The organism is uncultured Brachyspira sp. (assembly GCF_944388875.1).
GTDB lineage: Bacteria > Spirochaetota > Brachyspiria > Brachyspirales > Brachyspiraceae > Brachyspira.
The window spans coordinates 94,471-107,628 of sequence record NZ_CALXKQ010000003.1 but is presented as its reverse complement, the minus strand read 5'-3'; the positions used below and the strand labels follow the sequence as shown (position 1 = coordinate 107,628).

The following is a 13,158-nucleotide window of genomic DNA, read 5'->3' as shown; positions in this document are numbered from 1 at the left end:
AATGAAAAGAGTAAGTAAATTAATATTATTTTTTGCAGCTTTATTTGCTGTTCTTATATCATGCGGAAATAAAGATTATGAAACTATGGAACAGTATGAAGCTAGAATGAACCGCATGGAGATTCTTAATTATTATAATATACAGGATGTTATGGCTCCGCGTGTAGTGGATGACGGAGTGTTATTTACATTTGCTGAGAATTATGATTCTGTAGAGGTTTCAGGAGATTTTAATAATTGGGAAGACAGCATACCTTTGATTAAAAGCTCTTATGGCGTTTTTTACTATTTATGGCAGACTCCTTTGAAAGCAGGTAAATATTCATATAGATACAGGGTTAACGGAGTTTGGATTAATGATCCTTTGAATTTGGATGTAGATTATGATAATAATAATCAGGCTGTAAGCTACTTTGTATTAACTAATGATATTGGTTTTTATGAGAAAAATCCTATATATAATTCTGACGGTACTGTTACTTTCTTCTACAGTAATAATAATGCTAAAGAGGTAATGTTTACTTCTGATAAATTAGGTTTTGACAGTTTAAGATATCCTATGACATACTCTAATAATTTGTGGGTTATTACTTTAAGGGCTGAAGAAGGTAATTATTATTACAATTTTGTAGTTGATAGAATATGGGAGGTTGATCCTCTTAATATGAATGTTTATAAAGGAAATGACGGCAGACTTCATTCATATACTATGATAAATTACAATCAAACTAACAGAGTAAAATATTAATTAAAAATACATAAATAGAAATAAAGAGATGCTTTTATAAATTGAAAGTATCTCTTTTTTATTGATTATCATTTTCTTTATTATTAGGGTTATTTAATTCATGCAGTCTTTCTCTGATTTCAGAAGTAGTTTTTAAAGGGTCTTTCTCTTTCATTTTTGGCTGTTTGAATACAGAAAGAGTTTGATTTAAAATATTTTTGAAACTATCATCTACAATATTATTTTTTGAATTGATATACATCATTTTTATTTGATCTTTTGTTTCTTTATCTTCTATTTTTGAAAGCAAATTAATATTATGATCTGATATAGAAATCAAATACATGTCATCAACAATTTCTATTATAGAGATATATCTGTTAGCAGCAACAGGAGTGGTGGCAAGTACATTTATAATTTCGCTTGAACCTGATACTTTTCTTGATTTGTTTTTTAAGTACATAAATACTAAATATATGCCTACTAAAGTAACAATAAAACCTATAATAGCTTTAAAAAACATCCAGCCATTACTTACTTCTGCTCTGTTTTCAATATTTCTTATATCCTGAAGTATAGCAGGCTCATTTATATTATTAGTATTTTCTAATTGAGCATTAAAAAAGTTAGTTGCTGTATTTTCTTCATTTGCTGTATTATTTATAGTATTTGTATTAGTTATTTCTGTATTGTTTGTTTCTTGAGTAAAAGCTATATTAAATATGATTAAAGATATAAGAAAAAGTTTTTTTATCATATATAAACCGAATACGGAGAGAGCGGGATTCGAACCCGCGGTAGGGGTTGCCTACGACAGTTTAGCAAACTGCTCCCTTCGGCCTCTCGGGCATCTCTCCAATTATATATTTTTTCAAATAGTTTGGTTATGATAACATAAATATTATTTTTAGTCAAGCATATATATTATTAATTTTATACTATATGTTTTTATATTAAAAAAGGCATAATAATATTGATTTTTCTTAGCATTTGTTTATAATTAAATTAAGATTGTTATTTATGAATTTAAAATCTATATTATGCTAAAATTATGTGATATATTTTTTTAATTACATCTTTTTTATAATTTTATTAAAGGAATAGAGTATAATGAATAATGATGAAATAAAATTAAATTTATTAATTTTGGGAAAAACAGGTACAGGTAAAAGCAGTTTGCTTAATTCATTAGTAGGTAAGCAGGTAGAGGAAACAGGAATAGGCAAACCAGTAACAAAAAGAGGAATTTTTCCGCATGAAACTTCTATTGGAGGTAAAGATGTTGTAATATACGATAGCTGGGGACTTGAAGTAGATAAATCTCAAGAATGGGAAAAAATAATCAAAAATGAATTGGAACAAAGAGGGGTAGATAAAGATATAAAAGATTGGTTCCATAGTGTTACTTACTGCATACAGGCTGGAGGAAATAGAATAGAAGATTTTGATAAAAAAATTATTAAACAGTTTACTGATAAAAAATATAATGTCGTTATAGCATTAACTAAATCTGATCAAATTAGTGAAGAAAAGACTATAGAATTTATTAATATCATTAAAAAAGAAACAAATGTAGAAACTGTCATATCTGTTAGTGCAGCTCCTGAAAAAACAAGATTTATGACAGAAACTCCTGAACCTTTTGGTCTTTCAGAATATCAAGATGCTATATTAGCATCTTGGAAAAAAATATTTCTTGACAGAGTACCTATTTCTATAATTGAAAGATTGAAAAAATATGTAATGGATAAGGGAAAATTCGAATTAAATTATAAATTTAAAGACTGTAATACCATAGGCGATAATTTTCAAGATATTGTATTAAATGAATTTCAAAAATTAATTGAAGAAGAAGCTAATAGATACTTACAGGAATATATAGGCAAATATTATAACATATACGTTGATATAATGTCTTTAAATGTTCATCTTTTCAGAACCTATCATCCAAAAATGGCGTTTCCATTCATGCCTTTTCCTACTGTTGGTGTTTTAATAGCTACTACTATTACTGCTCCTACTATTGCTGATATTCTTTTTAAGCTTATAGCACAGCAAGTAAGATCTTTATTCGCTAAAAAAATTAAAGAAGATACAATCGAAGAAATTGCAAAATTATTATATGAAAAATTATCTGATAAAGATAGAGAAAATTATATAAGAGAAACTTTAAATAAGGTATTAGATGATATAGACAATATAACTTTAAATAATCAATAAATATTTAGGAATAAAATATGTCGGAAAATAATCAGAAGTTTAATTTACTAATTTTGGGACAAAGAGGAGTTGGAAAAAGCAGTTTAATAAATGCTTTAGTAGGTCATGAAGTTGAAATAACTGGTACGGGAAAACCTATAGCTGCAAGAGGTATATTTCCGTATGAAACTTCTATTGACGGTAAAGATGTTGTAATATATAACAGTTATGGGCTTGAAGTAGATAAAATCGAAGAATGGGAAAGAATAATAAGAAATGAATTATATATAAGATGTAATGACATTAAAGATAGATTTCATAGCGTTACCTATTGTATACAGGCCGGAGGATTTAAAATACAGTATTTTGATATAAAAATTATTAAACAATTTATAGAAAATCAATATGATGTTGTAATAGCATTGACAAAGGCAGATCAAATAGAAGAATCTCTTAGAAAAGAATTCATTGATATAATAAAAGAAGAAACAGGTGTTGAACAAGTAATACCAATTGCAGCTTCTCCAGATAAATTAAGAGGTATGACAGAAACTCCTTCTCCTTTTGGTTTGGAAGAGTATAAAAGAACAATTTTCAGAATATGTAAACGTAATGCATTAGAAAATTATATTGAATTAAATATGCTTATACTTGGACAAACAGGAGTAGGAAAAAGCAGTTTAATAAATGTTTTGGTAGGGTATGAAGTTGAAAAAACAGGTGTTGGAAAACCTATAACTAAAAGAGGTATATTTCCGCATGAAACTTCTATTAATGGAAAAGATGTTGTAATATATGACAGTTGGGGGCTTGAAGTTGGAAAGGATAAAGAATGGGAACAAATAATCAAAGATGAACTGAAGCGAAGAGGGGTAGATAAAGATATAAAAGACTGGTTTCATAGTGTAACTTATTGTATAAATGCTGGAGGAGATAAAATACAAGATTTCGATATAAACATTATTAAACAGTTTATTGAAGAGAAATATGATGTTGTAATAGCATTGACAAAAGCAGATCAGATTAGTGAAGATAAAGAAAAAGAGTTTATTGAAATAATCAAAAATGTAACAGGGGTTAAAAAAGTAATACCAATTGCAGCTTCTCCAGATAAATTAAGAGGTATGACAGAAACTCCTTCTCCTTTGGGACTTGATGATTATCAAATTGCTGTATTAGAATCTTGGAAACAGATGTTCATTGAGAGAGTTCCTATTTATATATCTGAAAAAATAAAAAATGATTTAGAAAATAAAAGATATGAACTTATTAATAAATATAAAAAATACAATCTAAATGATAATGTATTAAAAAGCAGTATTACTGAAGAGATAGAGCAGTTTTTTAAAGATGAAATTTTACTATATATTAAAGATACTATAAAAGCATATTATAATATTCAAATAGATATAGTATCTCTTAACAGCGGTATGTTAATTAATAATGCTAGATATAATTTTCATCAATATAGTTTTTACAAAGATAATTTTTTTAATATGGATTTTGAAAATATTTTTGATTTATTATTTAATATTGGATTTTTTAAATTTTTATTTACACTTGGTATATTTTTGCCATTCATAGGATTGCCTTTAGCAATAGTAGGAGGAATATTTACTATATTTGGAGGAAAAATAAAAGAAGCTCAGAGAGAGAAATTCATTAATGAGCTTATAGATAAACTTAAATATCAAATTGTTGGGAAAGATTATATTTTGAATATTAAGAATGCAATTATAAAATGTTTAGAAGAAACAGATAAAAAACTTTCTGAATATTCTCAAAATTAACATAAAAGGAATTAAATATGTCGGAAAATAATCAAAAATTAAATTTATTAATTTTAGGTCAACATGCTTCAGGTAAAAGTGCATTGATTAATTCTTTTGTTGGAAATAATATTAAGGCTTCAGATAATCCTATAGAAGTAAAAGTTGATAATAGAGATGTTGTTATATTTGAAAGTAATACAAATTTTCAAATCTTTTTGGAAAGTGCTGATAAAAATTCATTTGTTATTACTTACTGTGTATCTTCAAATTCAATAGGAATATCTGATGAAGATGCATCAATGATAAAAAAAATTATCATTGATGAATATAGTGTTATAATAGCATTAACTAAATCAGATTTATCAGTAAAAGAACAATTAACGGAATTGGTAAAAAATATAAAAGAAAAAACAAAATGTTACAGAATAGTTACAATATCAAATATTGAAGCAAATAATTATTTCGGCGTTGAAGAATATAAAAAAGCAGTATTTAGAGCATTCAAAAGAAATAATACAGAAAATTATATAGAATTAAATTTATTGGTTTTAGGACAGACAGGTGTAGGAAAAAGTTCTTTACTTAATGCTTTAGTAGGTAAGAAAATAGAAGAAACAGGCATTGGAAAACCTTGTACTCCTGAAGGTATATTTCCTCATGAAGAAACTATAGATGGAAAAGATGTAGTAATATACGACAGCTGGGGACTTGAAGTAGGTAAATCTGATAAATGGTATAATATGATAAAAGAAGAATTAAAATACCGTTCTGTAGACAAAGATATGAAAGACTGGTATCATAGTGTAACTTACTGTATACAGGCTGGAGGAGCTAAGATACAGGATTTTGATATAAATATTATTAAACAGTTTTTAGAAGATAAATATAATGTTATAGTAGCTCTCACAAAGGCAGATCAGCTAAGTGAAGAGAAAGAGAAAGAGTTTATTGAAATAATCAAAAATGAAACAGGTGTTGAAACTGTTATAGCCGTAGGGGCAGCACCTGAAATAAAAAGAGGTATGAAAGAAACTCCTAAGCCTTTCGGATTAGAAGAGTACAAATATTCAATATTAGCCTCTTGGAGAAAAATATTTATTGACAGAATACCTTTGCATATAATAGAAAAGATAAAAATTGATATAAATAAAAAAAGAGATGAATTAAAAAAGAAAGATTTTAAAGAAAATGATTTGAAAAAATTATCTGATTCTATAAAAGAAGAATTTGATACATTAGTAAAAAATAATATGCAAGAATATGTTAAAACAAGCATACAAAAATATTATAAGGTTTCGGAAACATTATATAGTATAAATAAAGATATTGATATATTTTCTGGAAATGATCATGAAATTTATGGTTTTTATTCTTTTGTTGTTGATTTATTTTCTCATCTTCTTATTAGTGATGTAGTTATTGATATAGGGGATGTAATAGGAAGCATTTTAGCAACAATCATCGTATCTCCTGTTGTAATTCTTGCTACGGTGATTGGAGGTTTATTTGATATAGGAAGGCTGATTCATTATAATTTATCTGGAAAAAAAGAAGATATTAATTATTTTATAGATAGGGTTGCTGACGGCATTATAGAAAATATCTCAAGTGAAGAAAATAAAAAATTTGAAAATAATTTGAGAGATGCAATTAATGAAATTTTAGAAAAATCAGACGAAGAACTTAAAAATAGATTAGAAAATAATAAAAAGGAGTAATATTATGTCAATAGAAGAACAAATTAATCAAAAAATTTTAGAAGAATTTGAAAAGTTTAAGAAAGGTGTTAAAAAGCCTAATATACTTTTGGCAGGCGGTACTGGCGTAGGTAAAAGCAGCTTAATAAATAAAATATTTGGTCAAGAATTAGCAAAAACAGGAATGGGAAAGCCTGTAACTGATTCTATAGAGAAGTATGAAGATTATGATGCTGGTGTTGTATTGTTTGACAGTCCGGGTTATGAAGTAGGCACTGAAAAAGCAAAAAAATTTGAAGATGATGTTATTAATACAAAAGAAAATATTCATTTAGTTTGGTATTGTATAGCTTCTTCAGGTCATAAAGTAACTGATTTTGATATTAATACTATTAAAAGATTTAGAGAAAATGGTTTAATAGTAAGTATTTTATTTACAAAATGCGATTTAGTTTCAGAAGATACTATTTTAAAATTAAAAGAAACAGTAAATAAAGAAATCGAGAATATCAATATATATGAAACTTCTTCAATATCTAATGACAGTTTATTTAAAAATGAACTTAATAAGCTTATTACTGATTCAATAAAAAAATTGCCTGACATATTACAGGACGGCTTTATATCAGCACAAAAAGTTTCATTAAAAGAAAAATGGAACAGAGCACATGGAGTTATATTACAGCATTTAGGTTTGGCATTTGGGGTTGGATTTATTCCTGTGCCTTTTGCGGATGCTCCTGCTTTAGTTCTTAATCAAATGGGAATGATAGCTAGAATATTATATATTTATGATTTAAAAGGTTTAGAAAATATTCTTACTTCTGGTACAGGCGGAGGAATTATAGGACAAATAATGACTGTATTAGGAAAATCAGCTGTAGGTCAGTTGTTAAAATTTATACCGGGGTTAAATATCTTTGGAGGAGTTATTAATGGAAGTGTAGCTTCTTTATTAACTTCTGCTTTAGGGGAGGCTGTTAGTGCTGCATGTTATAAATTATATGAAGCTATACTTAATGGTAATACTGATATTGAGGAACAAGTAAAATCATTTGCTGATATAGTATTTAAATATGCTAAAGAATCTATTGAAGCCAAAAAAGATAAAGATGATTATAAATTACCAGAATAATTAATAATACTTTTTATAAAATTAAAGCGGTAATATATTTTTGTAGATATATTACCGCTTTTTATTTCACAAATTAATAATTAAGCATGTGTTACCCATTCATGGTCATAATTATACTCTTTGTAGTTTCCTTTAAATACCACACCTTTTACTATTAGGTTTTCATCTAGTATAACTAAGTCAGCAATATATCCTTCTTTTATTCTGCCGTATTTATCATCTATCCCCATGACCTGAGCAGGGTAGAGTGATGCCATTTTCAAAGCCTCTTCTACAGCAGCACCAACCTGATTAACCACATTTCTAACTGACTGACTCATAGTTATTGCTGAGCCTCCTAAAGTTCCATTATCATCGATAAGTCTGTTGCCGTCCCTATGTATTTTTTTTCCAGCCCAAATATACTCTTTTATCTCTGGTGCAGCAGCAGGAGCTATGGCATCAGTAACTATGCATATATGACCTGTTTTCAATTTGTATGCAAGCTCCACCGAAGCAAAATCGCAATGTACTCCGTCGCATATTAAACCAGCATACATGTCTTTAGTTTCAAGTACCGCTCCAACAGCACCAGGCTCTCTTGAACCCCAAGGACGCATAGCATTAAATAAGTGTGTGGCAAAAGTTATTCCATAAGGTATTTTCTCTTTTATCTCATTGTATGTTCCATTAGTATGACCTACAGACACTACTTTTCCAGCCATAGCAAAATCCTCTATAACCTCTCCTGATACCATTTCAGGAGCAACTGTAACCATTACGCATTTTGAGGCATTGATTTTTTCTATCATATCTTTATTAGGTTCTCTTATAAACTTTTCATTGTGTATGCCTCTTTTTTCATGAGAAATATAAGGACCTTCAAAATGTATTCCAAGAACACCTATTACTGATAAATCTTCTATATTATTAAATAAATCTATGATTTTTATCATATATTCATCGCTGTTTGTAATTACTGTAGGCAAATATGAAGTGCATCCGTATCTTTGACAAACTTCATTCATATTTTTTAATGTTTCTACTGTAGGAGTTGCATTAATATCATATCCGCCTATACCGTTAACCTGCAAATCTATGTATCCAGGGGCAACTATTTTTCCTCCTAAATCTATTCTTGTAATAACAGCATCAACATCTATTTCTTTTTCAACGCTTTTAATAACATTATTTTCTATAACAATACAATGTCCGTCTATAAACTTTTCACCGTCAAATATTTTAATGTTAGTAAGTGCATAATAAGATTTATAAAGCCCTTTAATAAGTTCTTTAGGATGAAGACTTTTGCTTTCCAAACTTTTAGCATATTTATAGGTTTTTACTTTTAAATCGCTGCTGGACTCTTCATCGGCAACAATTATAAGTTTTTTATGTTCCTGAAGTACAGAAGTAGGGTAGAATTGACTTATAGCTCCTTCCACACAATGTGCCAAAGCATCCGATACATCATATCCGTTAGCCATTACAAGTACGTATTTGGCATTGAATGCCTCTTCAAAGCCTAATGTAAATCCTTCTTTTGGGAACATCTCTATAGGCATATTAAATTTTTTTGACTCATAGCTTCTTATAATTTCGCTTATCTTTTTATCTCTTACGCTTCCATCTAATGATGAGCTTGGTGTGTTAAGTAAGAAACTTCCGTCTTCAGCCAATGTATCTATTAATAATGTTATATTTCCCAATTCTTTTATTATATTAGACATTCTCCTAGCTTCTTCCTTTCTATTTGCTACATTTCCGTCAAATAAATGTATATTCTCTTTTGGTATATCTATATATTTTAAGAAATTATCCTCTAAATATTTCTGGGATATATTTGAATCTATATATTCTCCTGATGATACTATATGTATATTTTTAAATGATACTATATTGTCATTATAAAAAGATAGTAGCTTTTGATAATATGTTTTATTTACATGTCTTAAAGGAAAAGACAGTACAAACGGCTTGTTATCTGAATAATCCAATATACATTTTACTGTATAATATGCTGCCCATTCATAAACGCTTTCATTTGTAATAATTATTCTCATGTATATTCTCCTATATTTTTATATGTTCTTTTGTATCTTCATAAATACTGTTTGACTTGATAATCTCAAGGATGATTCATAATCAGCTATTACAGTAACATCTCTATGCTTTTGTAATTTACTTAAAGGCGATGAGTTGCTTATACCATGTTCTAAACAATCTCTTAAAGAACAAGACTTCTCTATTCCAGATGATGTTAATAATACCGTATCAACTATATCAATAAATCCCATTCCCATACTAAATACAGTTGTAGGTACTTCATCATTATTATTTTCAAATCTGCTTTTTATCTCGCTTATAGTGTGTTCGCTTAATGTTTTTATTCTGAATAATGATGATAATGATGACATTCTTTCATTGCCTGCTGAAGTAGAGTCTGCTGTAAGAGAATACCATATAACATCAAATCTTCCTATATTGTTTATGATATCCTGTTGTTTCTGCATTTGGGATTCATCTTTGCTTCCGTCAAATAGAAATATATTTTCTTCTGGTATATCAATCTTTGAAATTAAATTTTCTTTTAGGAAGTATGCTTTACTATTTATATTATTTTGAGTAAGACCTATATATTCTGACTGCTGAAATATAAATATGTTTTTAAAATTAATTTTATAATTTTTTATGTTTTCTATTATAGCTTTATAAATATCTTTTGTATCGTATTCACTTGAAACAGATATATATAATTTGTCCTTCATTTCCTGTTTTTTTTCCAAGAAACGAAGAATATGATTAGCTGTAAAAGAAGTATAGTCTTTATATGAATCGGCAATATATATATTCATTAAATAAGTCCTTAAACTAAATTAATCCGAACTTATTATAACATTTTCCCTATTTTCTGTATATACTATATTGTTTATTTTATTTGTGCTGTCATCATTATCTGTGTTGTTATTTATATTAATGTAGTATTGTTTGTATCCAGATGTAAAATTCAAGTTAGTACTTGTAAAGTTATTTACAGATATATTAGTATTTATAATATTTCTTTTCATACCAATAGGAACATTATTTTTAGGAATAGTAGTTATCATAATCCAAGGTTCAAATTTCTTGATATTTTCTTTTGTAGTAACTTCAGCACTGTAAAGAGCAGTTTGTCCTATATTAGTTTGAATTATATTATAATAAAGTTCATCCTTTGATAAAACGTTTATATATGTATATGAATAATTTCCATCTATTATAAATTGATTATTTTCACTGTCGAATGTAATTGGAAGTTTAGAGTTCACATTCCATTTATATTTATATCCGTAAATATGATATTCTTTTGTTATATCTGGAAGAGCCTCTATATCCTCTTTTATTATTAATATATTAGGCTTAAGATAATAGAATCTTCTGTCATAGTTTTTTAATGTTAAAGAATATGTATATTTTTGATTTGCCTGAGCATGAGCATAAAACATTTTATAATAGTTTGTCGTACTTGCTATATAAGAATAACTGCCTGCACTTTCTTCTATTTTATAATTATCTATAGAAATATTATTATGAAAATCAGAATCAGCAAATGCATTATATTCATTAGTATCAAAATTATATCCTAATTCATCTATAATGAAATCCCCATAATTATAGTATACGAAACTCATTCTGTCATTATGATTTAGCCCAAAAGATGAATGAGCATTTAAGCCTTTAGCATATACTGCAATATAAGGTTCATTTAAAGTTTTTATATTTTCATTATAAATAGCTGTTTGTATTTTCTTAAATAAGCATGTTTCAAATTGGAAAGTAGGGTTAGAAGGTACATTATCTCTAAGATAATAATTGTTCCAAATTAAAACATAAGGCAAATATTTAGTATTAACAGCCTCGCTTTGAGCAAATACTGCATAATTTTTATAAAGCGGATTCATATAAATTTTACTTAATAATTCCATAACAGCATTTCTAGCACCAGTATCAAATCTAAGTTTGCTTCTGTTGTATATAGCTGTATATCCTATAGGCAAAGTATATCCTGAAGGATAACCTACCACAGATAAATATTTTCCTATATTTGAAAATGATTCCAAACTAAATGCATCGAATATGCCTACATTTCTTAATGATAAAGCATAAGTCATTATAGGAAGTATAGTATCAAATGCTTCGCTTATTGAAGATTTAAAACTTCCGTCTTTTTCAAACATAGAGAATATCATTCCATTTGCATAATTCATTGAGAAATAATGCCAATTTAGTATTTGGTCTTGATTTACATTTTCATTAAGCATATTAATGGCTATTAAGCCTAATGTTGTTATATATTTAATGCTGCTTTTGTTTTTATATTCTGAAGGATTTTCTATTATATAATTATATAAAACCTCTCCGTATTTTATGAATTTTTGCTTCATAAGTACTATTTCTTCAGGAGAAAATTCATCATACATCAAATCAAAAGGCATTAACAATGAATTAGCAAGTATATTAACAGCTTCAATATGGCTGTAATTTTCTATATTTGTTTCATCTAATTCTACTATATCTCTTATCATCTGTTTTATTTCATATTTTAGTAAATTATTATTTGGTTCAAATGCACCTTTCAAAGACATAAGCATGCTATGAGAAGGCAGATTTTCAAAATATAATTTATTAGTATCATCAGTATTTGTATATGCTATATTATTAATAGACCATTTTCCCATATTTGATGAAGTGTACAATTTGAATGCATTTATATTTCTAAGCAGAGTTGATGCCTGAAGTCTGTTTTGTGAGTATAGTAAATTATATAAAATTTCAAATGTCTGTTTATCTATAAATACAAAAGGTCTTTTTATATTAAACGTTTTATTTGTAATAGGTATTATTTTTGTACTGGAATTATTTATAAAGAAATTAAATACTCTTCTTAAGTTTGTATCTCCATTTTCATCAAAAGCAATATACCATTTTCCGTTTTCTAATTCATTTGTCATAGAAAAGAAACTGCTGTTTCTTAATGTATATTCATATCTTGATGTAAATGAGGGTTCTTTTGATATTGATACTCTAACTAATGGAGATTTTTTATTTATCATAATAAAAGGAGGATTGCTTTTAGCTGTATGTCCGCTTTCTGGAAGTATCAATGCTATATTTTCTCTCATCCTATTTCTTTCTACATATTCAGAAATAGCCACTTTTACAGTATCTTTTGTATCAGCATTCCCAACAGTTTCTATACTTATAGATAATTCTCTTATTTTATTTTTTTCCAAAGGCGGATTAAAGTTTGTAGCATATAATGTAAGATTTATATTTCTATTAACTAAAGGATTTTCTATTGTTAATCTTTTTTTTACATTATTTTCTTCTGTTTCTATATTTAGCTGCATAGGTATATTATCAGTATCTATGTTGTATGTGAGTGATATGCCGTTATCTACTTTTACAGCTTTCCCATATTTAAGTTTTATAAATTTAGGATACTGCTTGTTATATTCAGGATATGAAATAGTATATGAATTATCACTTTTATCATAAACAGCTTCAATTTCTATATCTGTTATTTTCTTTTTTGAGCATGATAAAATAGGTATTATCATTAATATGCATACTATTTTTATAAAACTTTTCATTATAATATTTACTGTC

At 27.3% G+C, this 13,158-nt stretch carries 9 protein-coding genes and 1 tRNA gene; 5 read left to right on the top strand and 5 right to left on the bottom strand.

Features of this window, described 5'->3' with window-relative positions; translation table 11 throughout:
- Position 1 precedes the first annotated feature (1 nt).
- Complete coding sequence (locus Q0J69_RS03905; protein ID WP_297204500.1) at positions 2–748, top strand: protein kinase; 747 nt, start codon at positions 2–4, stop codon at positions 746–748.
- A 58-nt stretch (positions 749–806) separates the two neighbouring features.
- Here the strand turns inward: Q0J69_RS03905 and Q0J69_RS03900 are convergent, their stop codons facing one another.
- Both Q0J69_RS03900 and Q0J69_RS03895 read right to left on the bottom strand, forming a co-directional pair.
- A complete protein-coding gene (locus Q0J69_RS03900) occupies positions 807–1,484 on the bottom strand; it encodes a flagellar biosynthetic protein FliO (protein WP_297204498.1) in 678 nt (225 codons plus the stop codon).
- 14 nt (positions 1,485–1,498) lie between these two features.
- Positions 1,499–1,584 (bottom strand) — tRNA-Ser (locus tag Q0J69_RS03895).
- A 253-nt stretch (positions 1,585–1,837) separates the two neighbouring features.
- Here Q0J69_RS03895 and Q0J69_RS03890 point away from each other — a divergent pair.
- Genes Q0J69_RS03890 through Q0J69_RS03875 form a run of 4 tightly spaced genes read left to right on the top strand, consistent with a single transcriptional unit; the run spans position 1,838 to position 7,530 of the window.
- The gene (locus Q0J69_RS03890) at positions 1,838–2,947 is read left to right on the top strand and encodes a GTPase domain-containing protein (protein ID WP_297204496.1); all 1,110 of its coding nucleotides are present in this window, start codon (positions 1,838–1,840) and stop codon (positions 2,945–2,947) included.
- 17 nt (positions 2,948–2,964) lie between these two features.
- Positions 2,965–4,716 (top strand): GTPase, encoded by a 1,752-nt coding sequence (locus Q0J69_RS03885; RefSeq protein ID WP_297204494.1) that lies wholly within the window; start codon positions 2,965–2,967, stop codon positions 4,714–4,716.
- A gap of 17 nt (positions 4,717–4,733) precedes the next feature.
- On the top strand, positions 4,734–6,416 hold the full coding sequence (locus Q0J69_RS03880) for a GTPase (RefSeq protein WP_297204492.1): 1,683 nt from the start codon (positions 4,734–4,736) through the stop codon (positions 6,414–6,416).
- A gap of 4 nt (positions 6,417–6,420) precedes the next feature.
- Positions 6,421–7,530 (top strand): GTPase, encoded by a 1,110-nt coding sequence (locus tag Q0J69_RS03875; RefSeq protein ID WP_297204491.1) that lies wholly within the window; start codon positions 6,421–6,423, stop codon positions 7,528–7,530.
- Between the two features lie 80 nt (positions 7,531–7,610).
- Here the strand turns inward: Q0J69_RS03875 and nagA are convergent, their stop codons facing one another.
- From nagA to Q0J69_RS03860, 3 genes are read right to left on the bottom strand one after another with little or no spacing between them, the layout of a single operon-like run.
- Positions 7,611–9,572, bottom strand: a complete 1,962-nt coding sequence (gene nagA, locus Q0J69_RS03870) for an N-acetylglucosamine-6-phosphate deacetylase (RefSeq protein ID WP_297204490.1) — start codon at positions 9,570–9,572, stop codon at positions 7,611–7,613.
- An 18-nt stretch (positions 9,573–9,590) separates the two neighbouring features.
- The gene (locus Q0J69_RS03865) at positions 9,591–10,364 is read right to left on the bottom strand and encodes a glucosamine-6-phosphate isomerase (protein ID WP_297204488.1); all 774 of its coding nucleotides are present in this window, start codon (positions 10,362–10,364) and stop codon (positions 9,591–9,593) included.
- A 21-nt stretch (positions 10,365–10,385) separates the two neighbouring features.
- A complete protein-coding gene (locus Q0J69_RS03860) occupies positions 10,386–13,142 on the bottom strand; it encodes an RNA polymerase subunit sigma-70 (RefSeq protein ID WP_297204486.1) in 2,757 nt (918 codons plus the stop codon).
- Between the last annotated feature and the right edge of the window lie 16 nt (positions 13,143–13,158).